This window comes from Vibrio rarus (assembly GCF_024347075.1).
Taxonomy (GTDB): Bacteria; Pseudomonadota; Gammaproteobacteria; order Enterobacterales; family Vibrionaceae; genus Vibrio; species Vibrio rarus.
Map to the genome: position 1 here is coordinate 117,165 of NZ_AP024900.1, position 18,693 is coordinate 135,857.

General features: G+C 44.2%; 18 protein-coding genes. 12 read left to right on the forward strand and 6 right to left on the reverse strand.

What is annotated here, in order from left to right; all coding sequences use genetic code 11:
• Positions 1–41 precede the first annotated feature (41 nt).
• The 9 genes from OCU56_RS00525 to cysQ all read left to right on the forward strand — a co-directional run bounded on the left by OCU56_RS00525 (position 42) and on the right by cysQ (position 6,622).
• Entirely contained in the window at positions 42–596 is a 555-nt protein-coding gene (locus OCU56_RS00525) for a type II secretion system protein GspH (protein WP_390904857.1), read from the forward strand.
• On the forward strand, positions 583–957 hold the full coding sequence (gene gspI / locus OCU56_RS00530) for a type II secretion system minor pseudopilin GspI (RefSeq protein WP_261873670.1): 375 nt from the start codon (positions 583–585) through the stop codon (positions 955–957). The genes OCU56_RS00525 and gspI overlap by 14 nt, the downstream gene beginning before the upstream one ends.
• On the forward strand, positions 944–1,585 hold the full coding sequence (gene gspJ / locus OCU56_RS00535; RefSeq protein ID WP_261873671.1) for a type II secretion system minor pseudopilin GspJ: 642 nt from the start codon (positions 944–946) through the stop codon (positions 1,583–1,585). The genes gspI and gspJ overlap by 14 nt, the downstream gene beginning before the upstream one ends.
• A complete protein-coding gene (gspK, locus tag OCU56_RS00540) occupies positions 1,566–2,624 on the forward strand; it encodes a type II secretion system minor pseudopilin GspK (protein WP_261873672.1) in 1,059 nt (352 codons plus the stop codon). Before gspJ ends, gspK begins: the two co-directional genes overlap by 20 nt.
• The gene (gene gspL / locus OCU56_RS00545) at positions 2,593–3,843 is read left to right on the forward strand and encodes a type II secretion system protein GspL (protein WP_261873673.1); all 1,251 of its coding nucleotides are present in this window, start codon (positions 2,593–2,595) and stop codon (positions 3,841–3,843) included. The genes gspK and gspL overlap by 32 nt, the downstream gene beginning before the upstream one ends.
• Positions 3,843–4,343 carry a type II secretion system protein M gene (locus OCU56_RS00550; RefSeq protein WP_261873674.1) on the forward strand — a complete coding sequence of 167 codons (501 nt, stop codon included), beginning with the start codon at positions 3,843–3,845 and terminating at the stop codon, positions 4,341–4,343. Before gspL ends, OCU56_RS00550 begins: the two co-directional genes overlap by 1 nt.
• A complete protein-coding gene (locus OCU56_RS00555; protein ID WP_261873675.1) occupies positions 4,343–5,116 on the forward strand; it encodes a type II secretion system protein N in 774 nt (257 codons plus the stop codon). Before OCU56_RS00550 ends, OCU56_RS00555 begins: the two co-directional genes overlap by 1 nt.
• Before the next feature lie 124 nt (positions 5,117–5,240).
• Positions 5,241–5,804 carry an ADP compounds hydrolase NudE gene (nudE, locus tag OCU56_RS00560; RefSeq protein WP_261873676.1) on the forward strand — a complete coding sequence of 188 codons (564 nt, stop codon included), beginning with the start codon at positions 5,241–5,243 and terminating at the stop codon, positions 5,802–5,804.
• Positions 5,804–6,622 carry a 3'(2'),5'-bisphosphate nucleotidase CysQ gene (gene cysQ / locus OCU56_RS00565; protein ID WP_261873677.1) on the forward strand — a complete coding sequence of 273 codons (819 nt, stop codon included), beginning with the start codon at positions 5,804–5,806 and terminating at the stop codon, positions 6,620–6,622. The genes nudE and cysQ overlap by 1 nt, the downstream gene beginning before the upstream one ends.
• 5 nt (positions 6,623–6,627) lie before the next feature.
• Here the strand turns inward: cysQ and bioH are convergent, their stop codons facing one another.
• Complete coding sequence (gene bioH / locus OCU56_RS00570; protein WP_261873678.1) at positions 6,628–7,392, reverse strand: pimeloyl-ACP methyl ester esterase BioH; 765 nt, start codon at positions 7,390–7,392, stop codon at positions 6,628–6,630.
• Positions 7,393–7,711: 319 nt separating this feature from the next.
• On the opposite strand from bioH, the gene OCU56_RS00575 reads away from it, so the two are divergent.
• On the forward strand, positions 7,712–8,260 hold the full coding sequence (locus OCU56_RS00575) for a ComF family protein (RefSeq protein ID WP_261873679.1): 549 nt from the start codon (positions 7,712–7,714) through the stop codon (positions 8,258–8,260).
• Between the two features lie 155 nt (positions 8,261–8,415).
• Positions 8,416–9,006: a Fe-S biogenesis protein NfuA gene (gene nfuA, locus OCU56_RS00580; protein ID WP_261873680.1), complete on the forward strand. Its 591-nt coding sequence runs from the start codon at positions 8,416–8,418 to the stop codon at positions 9,004–9,006.
• Between the two features lie 72 nt (positions 9,007–9,078).
• On the opposite strand, the gene envZ is transcribed toward nfuA, so the two are convergent.
• From envZ to OCU56_RS00600, 4 genes are all read right to left on the reverse strand, one after another.
• Positions 9,079–10,467, reverse strand: a complete 1,389-nt coding sequence (gene envZ, locus OCU56_RS00585) for a two-component system sensor histidine kinase EnvZ (RefSeq protein WP_261873681.1) — start codon at positions 10,465–10,467, stop codon at positions 9,079–9,081.
• A 15-nt stretch (positions 10,468–10,482) separates the two neighbouring features.
• Positions 10,483–11,202, reverse strand: coding sequence for an osmolarity response regulator transcription factor OmpR (gene ompR, locus OCU56_RS00590; RefSeq protein WP_261873682.1), 720 nt, complete (start codon positions 11,200–11,202; stop codon positions 10,483–10,485).
• Between the two features lie 207 nt (positions 11,203–11,409).
• A complete protein-coding gene (gene greB, locus OCU56_RS00595) occupies positions 11,410–11,916 on the reverse strand; it encodes a transcription elongation factor GreB (RefSeq protein WP_261873683.1) in 507 nt (168 codons plus the stop codon).
• A 26-nt stretch (positions 11,917–11,942) separates the two neighbouring features.
• Positions 11,943–13,847, reverse strand: a complete 1,905-nt coding sequence (locus tag OCU56_RS00600; protein ID WP_261873684.1) for a putative ATP-dependent zinc protease — start codon at positions 13,845–13,847, stop codon at positions 11,943–11,945.
• Positions 13,848–14,066: 219 nt separating this feature from the next.
• Here OCU56_RS00600 and OCU56_RS00605 point away from each other — a divergent pair, with 219 nt between their 5' ends.
• Complete coding sequence (locus OCU56_RS00605) at positions 14,067–16,391, forward strand: Tex family protein (protein WP_261873685.1); 2,325 nt, start codon at positions 14,067–14,069, stop codon at positions 16,389–16,391.
• Positions 16,392–16,473: 82 nt separating this feature from the next.
• On the opposite strand, the gene recG is transcribed toward OCU56_RS00605, so the two are convergent.
• Positions 16,474–18,552 carry an ATP-dependent DNA helicase RecG gene (recG, locus tag OCU56_RS00610; protein WP_261873686.1) on the reverse strand — a complete coding sequence of 693 codons (2,079 nt, stop codon included), beginning with the start codon at positions 18,550–18,552 and terminating at the stop codon, positions 16,474–16,476.
• Positions 18,553–18,693 lie beyond the last annotated feature (141 nt).

Genomic DNA, 18,693 nt, shown 5'->3' on the forward strand with positions numbered 1-18,693 from the left:
AAAAGCACAAACAACAGCGTGGCTTTACTCTAATTGAGATCATGTTGGTCATGATCTTAGTATCGGTAAGTGCCATTGCTGTGATAATTAATTTACCTCAAAGCAGTGCAGATGCGGCTGAGGTGCGTGCGCAGCAACTCTTTCAGCGTTTGACCTTATTGCATCAAGACGCCATTTTGAACGGTTGGGACCTTGGTATTCGTTTTGATCCTAATGGGAAGAATTACCGTTTATTGCAACTGAATCGAGATGGTTGGCAAGCATTAGAACATCGACGGATACCAGCAGATACAAAGCTTGAAGACGGGCTAGTTTTAGCTTGGGAGCTTGGTGACGGTGTCTGGGGAAAGAAAGACTCGTTATTCAAACAAGGCTCATTATTTGATGAAGAGATGTTTGCTGAGCAAAAGAAAAAAGTCACAGAGAAGCCTCCTCAAGCCTTTATTTTATCCAGTGGGGAGTTAACGCCATTTGAAGTCTATATACACCCGAGCTCTGAGGCGCAAGGTGATCAAAACTGGCGTGTCTTTGCCTTAGAAAACGGTAGCATAAAACTGCTGAAACCGGGTGAGGAGCTGAACGATGATGCGCATTAAAGGAAAGCCTGCAAAAGGCATGACTTTACTCGAAGTGCTGATTGCTCTTGCGATATTTGCTACGGCGTCAATTAGTGTGGTTCGAGCTGTGTCTCAACACATAAATAGTATTAGCTATTTAGAGCAAAAGACTTTTGCTGGCATGGTTGCTGATAACCAAATGGCCTTGATGATGTTAGCCAAAGAGCCACCTAAAACGCTTAAAAAAGGCAATTCTGAATTGGCGGGTTATCAATGGTACTGGTCCATCAAACCTGTAGCGACGGGGAATGATTATCTTCGCGCCATTGATATTAGTGTCTCTTTAAATGAGGGGTTAGATAACCCTATAGTAACGGTAAGAAGTTATGTCCCGTTATAAGCGCAGTAAAGGCTTTACTCTGATTGAGGTGCTGGTTGCTATTGCGGTATTCGCAGGCTTAAGTATGGCTGCCTACCAAGTGGTATTTCAGGTTCAGTTGAGTAACCAACAATCGCAAAAAAAATTGGGGCGTTTACAAGAAGTGCAGTCTGCACTCGTTTATCTCGATAGTGATTTTCGGCAGATAGCAGTTCGTCGTTTTCGCACTAATGGCGAAGAGGCGGGTAAATCTTTGATTTATTGGCAGGACAATCTGCTCGACTCTGATAGCAAAGGCCTTTTATTCACCCGTTTGGGTTGGATTAACCCTCAGCAGCAATTTCCTCGAGGGGAGATCACTAAAGTCGGTTATCGAATTCAAGGGGATAAATTAGAGCGAGTATGGTGGAGATACCCTGACACTCCCGTTGGTCAAGAAGGCATTGTCACCCCTATCATCGATAAAGTTGAGAAGTTTGATGTGCGTTTTTATGACGGCGAAGCTTGGGTGAAAGTGTGGACTGATGACGATGCTTTACCTAAAGCTATCGCGGTGGATCTAACACTGGAAGATTATGGCAAATTAGAGCGCGTCTATCTTACCGCTGACGGTAAGCTTGAGAGGAACAATGAAGAGAAGTCAGAATAGTTCATCTCAGTATCGCCATAAATATCAAGCGCCTTGCCAGCAAAAGGGTGTTGCGTTGTTGGTGGTATTGCTATTACTTGCGGTGATGACAGGTATTGCTGCCACTATGTCGGAACGCTTAGTGTTAAGTGTTGATAGGGCTAACAACCAGGTCAGCAACCAGCAAGCCTATTGGTATGCCATTGGTGTGGAAGCCTTAGCGAAATATGGTATCAAACAAAGCTTTGAAGATGATGACACTATCAACCTTAGCCAGGTGTGGGCCATTGAGGATCAACAGTACCCATTAGAATATGGTGAAGCTCGCGGTGGTATTCGTGATATGCAAGCCTGTTTTAATGTGAATGCATTAGCTGCTGTTAAGTTAGATGCCACGTCTGCGTCTAGACCTTATTTATTAGAAGTATGGCGCACCTTACTCGAAGAAAGTGGCCTAGATAATTATCAAGCAGAGGTGGTGGCCGACTCAACTTGGGAATACCTTGATACTAACGATGTGGTGAATACTCAATCGGGTGTTGAAGACTCCACTTATGAAGGCCTTTCTCCCGCTTATATGGCACCTAATAGCTTGATGGCTGATCTGAGTGAATTGCGAAGCGTCTATCAGATGAGTGCAACGTCAATGAGTAAGATTTCTCGAGTAGCTTGTGTGCTGCCTAGCGATGACTTGCGCATTAATGTAAACACGATACGACCTTGGCAAACGGATTTATTGGTGGCCTTGTTTGACTCTGCTTTAAGTGACGAACAAGCCAAACAGTTGTTAGAAGATCGTCCATATGACGGTTGGAAAAACGTGGATGATTTTTTAGCTGAACCGGATATCGCTAGTGTAAATGAAGAAGTAAAGAAAAACGCCAAACAATACCTATCAGTAGATAGTCATTATTTTGAATTGGATGTTGAAGTTTTTGTGCAGGATGCTCGAGTTCGCTTGAGAAGTCTGCTTTATAGTGAAGATAAAGAAGAATCGCGAGTCGTCCGCCGACGATTTGGAGGAATTAGTGAGCGAAATCCTAACAGTTCGGCTCAGTAGGCAGAATGTAAATACAGTCCCATGGTTGGTTTGGTCTTCCACCGAAGATGAAATCATCGCTAGCGGAGAGCTTAATAGTTTAGATGAACTAGGTGAGCTAAAAAGTTACGCAACAGAGCGAAATGTTGCCCTATTACTGGATGGGCAAGATGTGGCGTTGAAGGAGGTCGATGTGCCTCCTGGCGCAACTCGCCAATTTACGACCATGCTGCCTTTTCTTCTCGAAGAAGAATTAGCACAAGACATTGATGAGCTTCACTTTTCTATCTTTAAGATCGTCGGTGATAAAGCTTGGATTGCGGCGGTTGATAAGCGTTACTTAAAAGAGTGCATTTCTCGTTTTGCTGATGCCGGCATTGAATTACATAAAGTCTTGCCAGACGTATTGTCTCTTCCTTTGGAGGAGGGCGGTATAACGCTATTACCTTGGCAAGATAATTATTTGATCCGTCACCATCAATATTTGGGGATGACACTAGCAGAAGAGTTGCTACCACACGCCTTGGCTCAAGCTCCTTTTGTGGTTGAAAAAGAGCTAGAAAATGCAGAGGAAGAGTCTATAAGTGAAGCGCCGGTAGGCGTGCGCTGTTTTGGTCCACTTCCAGAGTCATTACAGCAACGAGGGGAGTCGACCATTGAACAGCCCGCAGAATTGCCGATGGCACTGCTGGCAAAAAATGCTCAGCTTTCCACTATTTCTTTGCTCAGTGGTGAGTTTAAAAGACAAGCTTCTTGGTTAAAGAACATCAAGTATTGGCGTGCGCCAGCAATTGCAGCGCTAGTCTTATTGGTGGTTTTCAGTGTGAATACTTACACGCATGTTAATCAAGTAGAGGCGTCGGCTAAAGCTTATCGAGCTGAGAGTGAACGCATCTTTAGAACGGTATTTCCTGAGAAGCGCCGCATTCCGACAGTCAGCTATTTGAAACGACAAATGACGGATGAAAAGACTCGCTTGAGTGGTGGCGCTGCTGAGGCACCATTGATCACTTGGTTACTCGAAGTACAAGAGTCATTAAAAGACAGCAGTAAAGTGAAAATTCAGAGTATTAAGTACGATGGCAATCGCGAGGAGCTACGCATCCAAGCCCAAGCCAGTGATTTTCAAACCTTCGAGCAACTGCGCGTTGCTTTTTCTGCAAAATTTGCTGTTCAGCAAGGACAAATAAATCGTAATGGTGATTTGGTCAGCAGCAGCTATATATTGAAGGTGAAATAATGCGAAAATTACAAGAAACCCTACTCGGTTACTGGAATCGTATTAGCCTCAGAGAGCAACGAATGTTGATCATTGCTATTGGCTTTGGTGTGGCAGGGTTGCTGTATTGGGGCGGTTTTGCTCCGCTTAAGCAAAAAAGTGAACTGGCTCAGACGCGCTTAGCCAATGAGACGCAACTATTAAGCTGGGTGAAACTGGAAGCGAATACCATTACTGAATTACGTAAAACAAGTAATGCACCAGTGGTATCAACCCAACCCCTTAACCAACTATTATCAACATCTGTGGGACGTTTTAAAGTTGAACTGATAAGACTGCAGCCCCGCGATGATATGGTGCAAGTCTGGGTACAGCCTGTATCGTTTAATAAACTGATGAACTGGTTGCTGTATTTACGCCAAGAAAAAGGTGTAGAAGTCGCATTTCTCGATATTAATGAATCAGAAACAGCCGGTATGGTTGAAGTTAATCGATTGCAATTTAAGAGAGCGGGAAGTTAATGTTTGGTATCAGTTTTAAAAAGCTCTTTGGCTATGGTTTTTTACTGCTCATTGTTTTTGTATGCAGTGTCATTGCGCATTTACCCGCTAAGTTTGCCGTAGAGCAATTACCTCCAGTGGACGGGCTTAGCATCTCAGGTGTTAGTGGTTCACTCTGGCAGGGAACGGCTAAGCAAGTGACTTGGCAGGAATATGGTTTTGGCGAAGTTACTTGGGATTTCCAAGCATGGAAGCTATTTCAAGGTAAAGCCGAGTTAAATGTCCGCTTAGGCAGAAATAGTGAACTTGATTTAACAGGTCGAGGGATCGTTGGCTATAGTTTTAATGGGCCTTATGCGAATAACCTAGTGCTCTCCATCCCTATGCAGAAAGTGCTTAACCACGTGACGGTTCCTGCACCTGTTTCGGCGGATGGGCGCTTGGAGTTAGTGGTCAAAGATTATGAATATGCCGCACCTTGGTGTAAAACGGCGACAGGGAACTTGACCTTAAATCAAAGTACGGTGTCTTCACCGTTAGGTAACTTAGATCTAGGCACAGTGATTTCTGATATTAGCTGTACGGACAGTCAGGTAACGGCAAAAGGCTCTCAACAAACGGCTCAGGTTTCAGCGCAGTTTACCGCGACATTAATGTCAAACATGACTTATGATCTCGACTCGTGGTTTAAGCCTGGAGCTGAGTTCCCTAAAAAGTTAGGGGAGCAGTTGCAGTGGTTGGGTGAGCCTAATGGTCAAGGACAATACCCATTGGTGTATTCTGGTCGGTTATAACAGCGAGTTTGGTCAATTATCATAGTTAGTCTGATAAATAGTATCAGGTCATGTATCATCGCATAGAGTGCTACTGTAATGGGTAGCACTTACTACTCGTGGATTATTGAAGAGGCTAATTAGGATGGCAGCAAATAAAAAGCCCCAGATATTGCGCAAGACGGAAGTCGCTCAGTCGCGCCTGTTTTGCATTGAGGCTTTAGACTTAGAGTTTTCTAATGGCGAACGCCGCACTTATGAACGTATGCGCCCCAGTGGTCGTGATGCGGTAATGATAGTGCCAGTGACTGCCGATGGTGATCTGTTACTCATCAGAGAATATGCCGCAGGTACTGAAAACTACGAATTGGGCTTTCCTAAAGGTTTAATTGATGCTGGTGAGACTCCTCTGATAGCGGCCAATAGGGAGCTAAAAGAAGAGATAGGTTTTGGTGCCAAGCAACTTATTCCTTTAAAGGAGGTCATTTTAGCGCCTTCTTATTTCTCTAGCAAAATGACCTTATTTGTCGCCCAAGAACTCTACCCTGAAACCTTGCTAGGAGATGAGCCTGAACCATTAACTTTGGTGCGATGGCCTTTAGCTCAAGCTGATGATCTGCTGACGCATATGGACTTTTGTGAGGCTCGTTGTATCAGTGCACTGATGCTGGCGCAGCGTTACTTTTCTCAGTTAAAGGATACACAATAATGCGCCAAGACCTTTCCCATTTATTGCCTAATGTTATTGAGATTGCTCGCTCTGCCGGTCAAGTGATTCTGGATATTTACCAGAAACGTGATTACGAAGAGTTTACTAAGTCGGATGACACACCAGTGACCAGTGCCGACTTAGCTGCCCATAAATTGATTATGGATCGCCTACCTGAATTGACACCAGACATTCCCGTTCTTTCCGAAGAAGATGCCGACATTAGCTTGGCTGAACGGGAGCAATGGGAGCGTTACTGGCTTGTTGACCCTCTTGATGGCACTCAAGAGTTTATTGCTCGTAGTGGTGATTTCGCGACGATTATCGCGCTTGTTGAGCATAACAAGCCGGTCATGGGAGTGGTCTATGCGCCCGTATCTGGAGTGGTGTATTACGCTTATCATGGTAAAGGGGCTTGGAAGATCCCGGGTATGAGCGAACACATTAGAATTCATACCCATACTCATGAGTTGCCTAAACAAAATGTGACGATTGCCATCAGTCGTCGCCAAGACATCAATCGCATTACTGAGCAAATGAGTAATAATTGGAATTATGAATTAATTCCTTTGGGATCAGCGGCGCTTAAAGCCTGTTTGGTCGCCGAAGGCAGTGCGGATTGTTACCTGCGATTAGGCCCAACAGGGGAGTGGGACACAGCAGCAACCCAATGTATTGTTGAAGAGGCGGGAGGGCGGATTCTCGATACCCATTTAGCGCCTCTTTCTTATAACCTACGTGAAACTCTTGAGAACCCGAACTTCATTGTTATTGGTGATCGAAATCTACCGTGGAACGAGATATTAACTCAAAAGTAGCCAGTCTACAGTTGTTGAATTAATTGACAAAAGGCCTGTTTTTCACTCATAAAAGGTGCGTGAGAAGAGGCCTTAAATATATGTGACGATGTTTGTAATTGTTGCTCTAACGTCGTGGCCACTTTCACCGGTACTAATCCATCTAAGCGCCCATATAAGCGGTGCATAGGCACGGTAATATCATTTAACTGTTGGCGATAGTCTACGCTAGCCAGTAATTCTAAACCTAGATGAAGTGCGTCGGGATTAGGCATAGGGCGAGAGAGCACGACACTTTTAAGGTGTTTGACATCTTGCCTAGCCGAAGGGCTACCCATAGCCTGTAGTGCCATAAATCGCTCGATAGTCCCTTGAAAGTCGTCGGCAAGTTGCTGAGTAAAATCGCTGAGCACTTTAGGGGCAATGCCACGCCACGTACGTCCTTCTGCAGAGAAGCGTGGTGAACTGGCAACAGTAATGAGTGACGAGACACGCTCAGGGTTATGCAAAGCAACGTGAGTAGCAATAAGGCCACCTAACGACCATCCAAGCCATATGGCTTTTTGCGGTGCGCCATCTAAAACCTGGCTGGCAATATCAGAAAGTGAATGGCTTGCCACTTGATGGCTGTATCCATAACCCGGCAGATCCACCACATGCACACAATAAAACTGGCTCAGTTCCTCAACCACTTGTTGCCAAACCGCGCCATTCATTCCCCAGCCATGGATAAGAATGAGATTGTCACCTTGACCGTAAACATCCCAATGCAGTTGTGTCCGTAAACTCATCGATAACACCTATATTTCATACCCTTTTACAACCTTTGGTTCATGTATATGAACTAAAAATAAACAGAGTATTTATTGAAGATGGGGAAAGGTTATTGGAAATCTGCGATTAACTCAATGTTTAGTACGCGCCACCAATAAACTGTCACAACTGGCATTTCGATTGTTTGGTTCAAATTGCTATGAATGTGCAAAACCTTTACAAGGTTTGCAAAACAGTAAGTGGTGCCCTGAGTGTCGGGAGATACTTAAACCACAACCACGTTGCGCTGTGTGTGGTATTGCAACTCCTGTCGTGACTCAACGCTGTGGAGCATGCGTGTCCGAACCGCCATGTTGGGATCAGCTGTTTTGCGTGGGGGAATACCAAGTGCCGTTGTCTCGATATATTCAAGGGCTTAAATATCGGCGACAGGTGTGGCATGCCCCCGAACTGGCTACTTTACTGGCGGGTGAAATTACCACTCCAGCCCCCATCTTGTTGTCCATCCCTTTGCACTGGCGAAGGCAATTATGGCGTGGTTTTAATCAAAGTGATTACCTAGCCCGCAACCTGTTACAAGTATGGGATAACGCACATGGTGGTGGGAGGGCTATTCGCTATTTAGCTAAAGCAGTTAAGCGCACTAAAGTGACGCGTAATCAAATGGGGTTAAATCGCCGTCAGCGTCTTCTCAATTTAAAACAAGCATTTGAATTAACAGAAAAGCACTTACCTAGTCTACAAAATCAACCACATGTGGCCATTATCGATGACGTGGTGACCACTGGAAGTACGGTCAGTGAAATATGTAAATTACTTCGTAAACAAGGAGTACAACGAATTGATATTTATTGCATTTGTCGAGCTTCTAAGCCAGTTAAGTAAATAGGCATCGTTGAGCTCTATATGCGATTGACCGTCTATATTTGTGAGATTGAACTCAGTGATTGGTGAAGTTTGATTGTGATTACCTGTTTGAAAAAAAAATCTAACAAGGTAGAATACCGTTAATAACCTACAGAATTACTCAGGTATTTTTCATGTCTACTAAAATTACTATTACAGAATCTGCTCAGTCGCATTTTGCTAACTTGTTGGCGCAACAAGCAGAGGGAACTAACATTCGAGTATTCGTGGTTAATCCAGGAACTCAAAGTGCAGAGTGTGGTGTATCTTACTGCCCACCGGAAGCGGTTGAAGCAACCGATACTGAGTTGCCGTTTGCGGCTTTCTCTGCTTATGTTGATGAATTGAGCTTGCCATTTTTAGAAGATGCAGAGATCGATTACGTGACGGATAAAATGGGTTCTCAGCTTACGCTAAAAGCGCCAAATGCTAAAATGCGTAAAGTGTCTGATGATGCGCCATTATTAGAGCGAGTTGAGTATGTTATTCAAACTCAAGTTAACCCACAGTTAGCAAGCCATGGTGGTCACCTAAGCCTAGTTAAAATTACGGATGATGGTATTGCATTGGTGCAGTTTGGTGGCGGTTGTAATGGCTGTTCTATGGTTGATGTAACGCTAAAAGATGGTATTGAGAAGCAATTGCTAGAAGAGTTCTCAGGTGAACTGAGTGCAGTTAAAGATGCCACTGAGCATGAGCAAGGTGAGCACTCTTATTATCAGTAACAACTAGCCCAGAACAACAAAAAAATGCCGAGATCAATCATTTGCTCTCGGCATTTTTATAACTGTCAGTTTTTATTTATTGGTTTTTTTAGGGTAAACATCAAAGGTTAATGTCACCTTTAGCCCGCCTTCCTTACGGTTGGTCATATCAATAGTTGCGTTATGTTCGGTGATGATGCGCTTCACAATGGACAACCCTAAGCCCGTCCCTTCACTGCCTCTAGAGGTGTCTCCACGAGTAAAAGGTTCAAATACTTTTTGCATTTGATCATCGTCGATACCAGGACCGTTGTCCTCTATAGATATCCAAACTTTTTGATTGTTATCCGACACACCGGTGGTGATACCAATCCAGTTGTTGCCATATCGCTTAGCATTAACCAGTAAGTTGCTTACGGTACGCCTGATTGGAATGTAACTGGCGTAAATACCCGGTAGGTTCTCTTTTAGTTGGATATCAAAAGAGTAGTTCAATAAGTCGTTATCAAATTCGGTGCTTGGTGAGCCTTCTGTTTGATAAAGATGAAGCGCTCTTTCTAACTCTTCGACGACTTCATTGAGATTAAGTTTACCAAAATCATTGTGATCTACGGGTTTTAGGTAGTCGATAAATTGCGCAATAATTTCATTACACTCTTCGATATCTTGGTTCATGCCATCGGCTAAATAACTGTCTTGGTCAGACATCATTTCGGTGGCTAAACGGATACGAGTTAAAGGGGTGCGAATATCGTGACTGACGCCAGCTAGCATTAAGCGTCGATCAGTTTCAAGCTCTTCAATCCCTCGCGCCATCTTGTTGAAGGATTTGGTTACGGCACGGATTTCAGTGGTGCCTTTTTCTGGAATGGGGTCAGGGATCACCCCATTACCTACGCTAATTGCAGCAGATTCAAGGTTTTTTAACGGTCTGTTTTGCCAGCGGAGAAAACCCCATCCGCCCAATGCAATTAAGATGGTAATGAGCAAACTATTAATAAATAGTGGTTTAAATTCATCTTGAGTGAGCTCTGTTAATGGCACTCTCAATAACCAGTTTGGCATGGCATCGAGCTTAATCCATAGCAGATAGCTTGTGCTGTCTCTTGCCAATCTAGCTTCTGCTGGAGAGCCTATTTCTTCACTGATTTCATCACTCATGAAATCGAGATAAAAGGCATCGTCAAATTCATCTTTGACTGTGCCAGAGAAGGGGTGAACACTCACACCGAGCCTGAGTAATAAGGCTTGCCGTAAAGGGCTTGTGCGCTCACTTTCTGGAATGCCCAGCTCTGACTCTTGTCTAATGCGTGAATACTCTTCCATTACGAGGTTTATCTCATAAGAGAGAATGCGGTTGAACTGCTTCAGGCTTGGTAGTAAAGCATAGTTAAAAACCGCGTAGTACGAGAAAGCTTGGCTAGCAATCAATAGAGCAAGGAAGCCAATGATTGTCTGAGTTATCGAACTACGCGATCGCATGATATTTCCTATTGCTTATACTTTTTTACCATCAGGGACGAAGACATAGCCTAGACCCCATACGGTTTGAATGTAACGAGGACGGCTTGGGTCTTCTTCTAAAATTCGGCGTAGGCGAGAGATCTGTACATCTATAGAACGCTCCATCGCTGAATATTCTCGGCCACGAGCAAGGTTCATTAGCTTATCTCGTGACATAGGCTCACGGGCATTAGTCACTAAAATTTTAAGAACGGCAAATTCACCAGAAGTGAGCGGAATCAATTCTTCGCCACGGTACATTTCACGAGTACCTAGGTTTAAGGCAAAGTCACCAAACTCAACGATTGCTTCTTCGGAGCTTGGGGCTCCAGGGGCTTCAACAGATTGACGACGCAATACTGCTTTAGCGCGAGCAAGTAACTCTCTTGGGTTAAATGGCTTTGGCAGGTAATCATCCGCACCCACTTCAAGGCCAACTATGCGATCTATTTCGTCACCTTTAGCGGTTAACATTAATATAGGTAACATATTGTTGGCGCTTCGCAAACGTCGGCAGATAGAAAGTCCATCTTCTCCCGGCAACATTAAGTCGAGAATCATAAGGTTGAAGTTTTCTCTAGTAAGCAGTCGATCCATTTGGTCGGCATTGGCTACTGAGCGAACATGGAAACCTTGCTCTGAAAGATAACGCTCAAGTAATGAGCGAAGACGAGCGTCGTCATCGACAACGAGAACTTTGAAATTTTCTTGCATTTTAAGACCTACTTAATCCAATTTTAAAATTTAAAGGGTGTCGGCGAGTGCGATTAAGTAGTCCGTCACTTCTGCAAATTCGCTCCTTATCACACCTAATTGAGAATACCCGTAGAAATGTAACAAAACTGAGTTAATTGTAGTCGGTTAAAGTGTTAAATAATATTAATATCGTTACTAGAAATTCAACTTGAGTGATGTAAGTCACTATTTATTATCATTTTTATGCCAACTTGGCATTTGGTAACTAATTTCATTGATAAACCATTCTTTTTCGCCTTCAGGGGTTCTCACGCTCACTTCATCATCTGTCTCTTTTTTGAGCAAAGCGCGAGCCATAGGAGAATCAATAGAAATGTATTGTTTTACTTCCTCGCCATATATTTCATCGGGGCCGACAATACGAAAGCGCTTGATATCACCCTCTTCGTTTTCTATTTCCACCCATGCGCCAAAGAATACCTTGCCATCTTGTGCGGTAGCATAGTCCACGACTTTTAGATCGGGAAGCCGTTTTCTAAGGTAGCGGATTCTGCGATCGATTTGTCTTAATAACCGTTTATTGTATTGATAATCTGCGTTTTCAGAGCGGTCACCTAGGCTCGCCGCCCAAGTGACTATTTTAGTGACCTCAGGGCGACGCTCGTGCCAGAGGTAATCGTGCTCTTGTTGTAATTTATTAAACCCTTCACGGGTGATTAGGTTTGTTTTCATTGTTTGCTTAATTGGTAGTAAAAGGCTTATTTACCTAGCAGGTAGGTATCGTCACTACTGACGATAAATCCATTTTTTAGGAAATTTTTTCCTAGGATCATACTATATTCAAAGCGACTTCTATCTTGAAGATTAACACGCACAGTTTTATTTACGTCACCTAATTTGATGTCCATTAATACCACGGGGCGTTCATTGGGCTTTTCACCCGCTTTGGCCCGGATACGCATAATGCCGATGACCTCTTTAGTAAAGTGGTGTTGTAGACCATCAGCGTTTTTATAGTCAAAACTGACCATTTCTTTATTGTCTTGTTGGTATCGTTTGATATTGAGTGCGTTCATTGAGCTAATATCCGCGCCGGTATCAAGCTTAACTGGAAAAGTGAGGCCTGCTACCTGAGCTTTCTCAATGTAGCCTGCGCGATAAAGTGGGCGAGGGTCTAAGAGGTCTTCTGTACGAGTATTGACTAAAATACCGTCCTTGCTAAAGGCTCGACCTATAGCAAAGTATGGGGCATCCCCTTTATCAATGACGTCTATGGCAAACTCTATGGTCATCTTTTTGTCGCCAATACGAATCTCTTCTTTTAGTACGGGTCGTACCGTTTGGCCTACGCGAATTTTACGCTCCACTTTTTTAATGACCTTTGTGCCACTGCCATCCTTATTAGGGATATAAAAGCTCGCTTGTTCGCCATTTTTTCCTTTGCTTAACTCAAAGCCATCTACAAATAGTACAGGGGTGTTGATGGAGAATGAAGGTTTAGCATTGACGGGAGTATTGTCGAAATAGACGATCTCGTGAGAGGCAACCATAAGAGGAGTTCGCTGGTTTAGTAACGTGGCTAAGGTGCTTTGTTCGACACCAAGTACGTTTTTATCTTGTGTATCAATAACAAAGTACTTGCTGAGCGTGTTGCGCCCTAAACGCAGTTGCGAGCTGTATTTGGATCGATCTTTAAGATAAGCCAATACCGGTTGTTCAAAGCTACCCGCTTTTACAGGGACAAAAACCAGCGGACGCTTTTCTCCGCCGACTCGAAGCATTCGTTCTATCGGTAGCGTTAGCTTGGTTTTGTCCCCCTTGGCATTTTCAGTATTGAAGCTAACTAACTGCTGTTTTTTATCGACATTAATGTTGGTCGCATGCAGTTGACTATACTTATTAACCAAAGAGAAACTGCTTTTTAGTGAGACGCCATCAACCATAAATGTTTCACTTCGTCCGACTATGCGAGCATTATTTTGTGATTGCAGATAATCATAACCGGCAAATACCCAAGCGTGTTCCTTTAAGAAGGTTTTACCTATCAAGATAGGCGCCGAGAAATTACTGCGATCGGTGAGGTTAACATCTGTATTGACCGTAACCCCAGCAATTTGCAGTGGTATATTGATCACTGGGCGATAGATAGGGGTTTCGCTAGTACGACTGCGAATCACGCTAGTACGTGCTAAAGGACGTTGCTGTTGAATCACCTTACCGGATGTGGGGTGGCGAATATCAAAGGTGACAAACCCTTGTATATTACGCTCTGGTGTATCAAAACTCTCTAGCCACCAATTACTTTTTGCGCCACCAAACTCCTCTACAATGGCTTGCATTAGTTGCGTATCTTGCATCCCTTTGTATTTAGGGTTGTTGCTGTAAACATGAATATTTTCGGCATGCATAGATGTGGTATCGGCACCGGTATCTATCTTACCAATAAATGCTTGCTTGCTGAGTGCGTCAATATCTTGATAGTACACATTTTCAATGCGACCTAAGATGACTTTATCTTGCCATTTAAGAGCAGGGTTGGCTGTGGTGTAGGTGTGTTTACTGTCTTTTAGCATGGTGGGATGATCCTCACCGTCAGCCAGTATTGGGCAACTTATTAAAGAGGTTATCAGCAGCGAAAGAGAAGCAATTCTATTTTTCATCATTAACATCCATGTTTAACGGAGTTCTAGCACTTCGTTATTATTAAGCAACTCATTTAATATTAATCAACAATCAGTAACTTGCTGGTTAATATGCGGTTAAATCTTTAATTTACCTAGTTGATCGCTGTTTATTGGCGGGTATTGCCTTTTAGGGCTCTGGTTTTTCTGACATTTGCCCCCATAGTTAGATTTAAATCCCCAAAAAATATGTGAATCAAGATGAGTCAGACGATTTTTCAGACTATTGCCTCTGAGCTAAGTGTTTCCACGCAACAGGTAACCGCCACCGCGAAGCTGATTGATGAGGGAAATACCGTTCCATTTATTGCTCGTTATCGAAAAGAAGTGACAGGGGGGCTCGATGATACCCAATTGCGTACTTTAGATAGTCGTTTGACCTACCTTCGTGAATTGGCAGAGCGCCGTCAATCCATTTTGAAATCCATTTCTGAGCAAGGAAAACTTACCGCAGAATTAGAGAAAGAGATCAATCAGGCGGACAATAAAACGCGTCTAGAAGATTTATACCTTCCTTATAAACCAAAGCGTCGCACTAAAGGTCAGATAGCTATTGAAGCGGGCCTAGAGTCTTTGGCTGATGCTATCTGGAGTACGCCGTCACTGGTACCAGAAGTGGTCGCTGAAGATTATATCAATCCAGAAAAAGGCATTGCCGATAGCAAAGCCGCTTTAGATGGTGCGCGCGCTATCATTATGGAGAGAATTGCTGAGGATGCGGATCTACTTGAAAAATTAAGGCATTACCTGAACAAGCACGCCCAACTACAGTCGCGCGTGGTTTCAGGTAAAGAAGGCGAAGGTGAAAAATTCAAAGACTACTTTGAACATAACGAGGCCATTAGTCGTGTACCGTCTCATCGTGCATTGGCGATGCTTCGTGGGCGCAATGAGGGCTTTTTACAGCTGTCATTAAATGCCGATCCGGCTCAAGAGCCGTCGATTCGTACCTCATATTGTGAAACGATCATTGCTGATCACTATCGTATTTCCCTAAGCGACGCTCCAGCGGATGTTTGGCGCAAGCAAGTGATTAGCTTTGCTTGGAAAGTTAAAGTCTCTATGCATCTTGAAACGGAACTGATGTCGGCGATGAAAGAGCGATCTGAAGTGGATGCTATCGAGGTTTTTGCTACTAACTTAAAAGATTTGCTGATGGCGGCACCGGCCGGCCCTCGAGCCACACTTGGTTTGGATCCTGGTTTAAGAACCGGTTGTAAAATTGCAGTGGTTGATGGCACAGGTAAAGTTCTAGCCACAGAGGTTATTTATCCTCATGCGCCGCAAAAGCAATATGACAAATCTTTGCAAATTATTGATCGTTTGATTAAGCAACATAATGTTGATTTGGTCGCGATTGGTAATGGCACGGCATCTCGTGAATCAGACAGTTTTATTGGTGAACTGATTAAAAATGGCACCAAAGTACAAAAAGTGGTGGTTAGTGAGGCGGGGGCATCGGTGTATTCGGCTTCTGAGCTTGCGGCAAAAGAGTTTCCTAATATGGATGTCTCCCTTCGTGGTGCAGTGTCTATTGCCCGTCGTCTGCAAGACCCACTGGCCGAGTTGGTGAAAATTGAGCCTAAATCTATAGGGGTAGGTCAATATCAGCACGATGTCGGTCAGTCCTCTTTGGCAAAACGTTTGGATGCTGTGGTTGAAGACTGTGTGAATGCGGTGGGGGTTGATGTAAATACGGCGTCTGCAGCCTTATTGAATCGTGTGGCCGGTTTATCTGCAACCTTGGCGCAAAATATTGTGGCACATCGTGATGATAACGGTCGCTTTGAAAGCCGAGCTAGCCTCAAAAAGGTGGCTAGAATGGGGCCAAAAGCGTTTGAACAAAGTGCGGGATTCTTACGTATTATGAATGGTCGTAATCCTTTAGATGCCTCATCGGTTCACCCTGAAGCCTATCCTGTGGTAAAAAATATCGCTGAAAAAACCAGTAAGCCTATTTCTAACCTTATTGGCGATAGTGAATTTTTAGGTAAGTTAAATGCCATTGACTTTACTAATGAGCAGTTTGGCTTGCCAACGGTCACCGATATTATTAAAGAGCTTGATAAACCAGGGCGCGATCCGCGACCTGAGTTTAAAACGGCAACCTTTGCGGAAGGCATTGATAAAGTGTCCGATCTTGAAATTGGTATGATACTAGAGGGTGTCGTATCTAATGTGGCAAATTTTGGCGCTTTTGTTGATATTGGTGTGCATCAAGATGGCTTAGTGCATATATCAGCATTAACGGATAAGTATGTCTCTGATCCTCGCGAAGTAGTGAAAGCTGGGGACATAGTTAAAGTTAAGGTGATGGAAGTGGACATTCAGCGTAAGCGTATTGGATTATCGATGCGTTTAAATGATCAGCCAGGACAAGATAACCGTACTAGTCGTTCATCGACCCCTCGTGATGCAAAGCGCCCTATGAAAAACGATCGTCGCGATAATCGCAGTTCTACAGAGAGTGGCTTGGGCGGTGCAATGGCGGCCGCTTTTGCCAATGCCGGTAAAAAGCGTCGTTAACGGTGTTTTTTTAGCAAGAGGTCTATTTGTATAATTAAGCCCCAAACTTTGGGGCTTAATTATATGTTTTAAACGTAGGATCCTATGCTTTAGCGTATTCATCGCTATTGATGATCCAGCGTTCGATAATGGCTTGTGCATTTTGCGGGTATTGCTGGTGGATGTAGCGGGCCATTTTTTGCACTTGAGGTATCAAGTGTTGGTCGCGGAGTAAGTCAGCAATTTTAAAATCGGCAATACCGGTTTGTTTGGTGCCCAAGACTTCACCCGGCCCTCTTATTTCCAGATCTCGTTGTGCGATGATAAAGCCATCATTACTTTCTCTAAGCACCCCTAAACGCTTTTGTGCGGTTTTAGATAGTGGTGCATGGTATAAAAGCACACAATGACTGGCGACGGTGCCACGGCCAACACGGCCTCGTAATTGGTGCAATTGAGCAAGCCCCAGGCGTTCAGGGTTCTCAATGATCATCAGGCTGGCATTGGGGACATCCACGCCGACTTCAATAACGGTTGTAGCCACTAAAAGCTGGAGCTCATTGCCTTTAAACTGTTGCATGATGGCCTGTTTCTCCGCCGGTTTCATGCGACCGTGCACCAATCCTATCTTTAATTCTGGGAGTTTAGCCGTTAGCTCTTCGGCAATTTCTGCAGCGGCTTGCGCTTCTAGTACTTCAGATTCGTCAATAAGCGTACATACCCAGTAGGCTTGCTTGCCTTCGTGGGCACAAGCACTGCGAATACGCTCAATAATATCAGCGCGCTTAGTGTCAGGGATAGCAACGGTCTGTATTGGCGTGCGCCCCGGTGGGAGTTCATCAATGATTGAGGTTTCAAGATCGGCATAGGCCGTCATAGCAAGAGTTCTTGGGATAGGCGTTGCTGTCATGATCAACTGATGTGGATAATGGCCAGCCACCGCGCCTTTTTCTCGAAGCTCTAAACGTTGATGAACGCCAAAGCGGTGCTGCTCATCAATGATAACAAGTGATAAGTTATGAAATTTCACCTGTTCCTGAAAAAGGGCATGGGTGCCCACTACCATTTGCGCTTCACCACTGGCAATGGCTTCTAGTTGCGCTTGCTTGGCTTTGCCTGTGACCTTGCCGGCTAGCCAGCCTACGGTGATCCCTAGTTCTTTAAACCAGTGACTAAAATTGATGGCATGTTGTTCGGCCAGCAGTTCCGTAGGAGCCATTAGTGCCACTTGCTTACCTTGCTCAATGGCGGTGACAGCCGCCAGGGCTGCTACTAAAGTTTTCCCTGATCCGACATCCCCTTGTACCAAACGCATCATAGGATGGGGTTTGATGAGATCCGCTTCTATCTCGTTTACCACTCGAGTTTGGGCGTTAGTGGGAGTAAAAGGCAGTAAATCTAATAATTGTTGTTTAAAGCGCACGGATGCAGGAAGAGCAATGGCATTATCGAGTTGGCCTTTGCTTCTTAATGCCAGCATGGATAGATTTTGCGCGAGAAGCTCTTCAATAATTAGGCGCAGTTGAGAAGGATGACGCCCGCCATCAAATTGTTCGATATTGATTTCGGGGGAAGGCCTGTGGACGATGTGTAGAGCTTGGTTCAATGATAGCTGTGCATCGTAGAGTCCGTCAGGTAGCAATTCGTTGACCGCAGACTTGTCTAGTAGCTCTAATGCCTGATCGGTGAGATTACGTAGGGTTAACTGACGCAGTCCATCCGTGGTGGGGTAGACGGGGGTTAAATTGGATTCGGTGGCTGTCTCTTTGCCTTCATTAAAAAATTTAAAATCAGGATGAACGATTTCTAACCCTTGGTTGCCTCGCTTCACTTCACCATAAGCGTGCACCCATTTACCATCACTGAAATTATTTTTCATTCCGGCGGTAAAGTTAAAAAAGCGCAGAGTAATAGTACCGTTGCCATCACTAATTTTGACGGTGAGCATTTTTCTACGGGCAAACACGGTATCCACCGCCATGACTTTACCTTGCACTCCTGCCCAGATGCCAGCATGCAAACTTGCCATGGGATAAACGCGTGTTCGGTCTTCATAACGGTATGGAAGATGAAATAAAAGGTCCTGAACTGACCCAAGACCTACCTTGGCAAGTTTCTCAGCGACCTTAGCCCCCACACCATTTAAGGAAGTCAATGGGATTGCAGATAGGAGTTGTGACATTCTTACCTCTGTAAGTGAATGATTTATATAAGTATGATGCCTAATTTTTAATTAGTTTAGGCTAACAATCTACCCTAGTTAAACACAAATAGTCACTTTGCTTAATTAAATATAGGCCTGATAGGTAATTAGTAGTTGTAG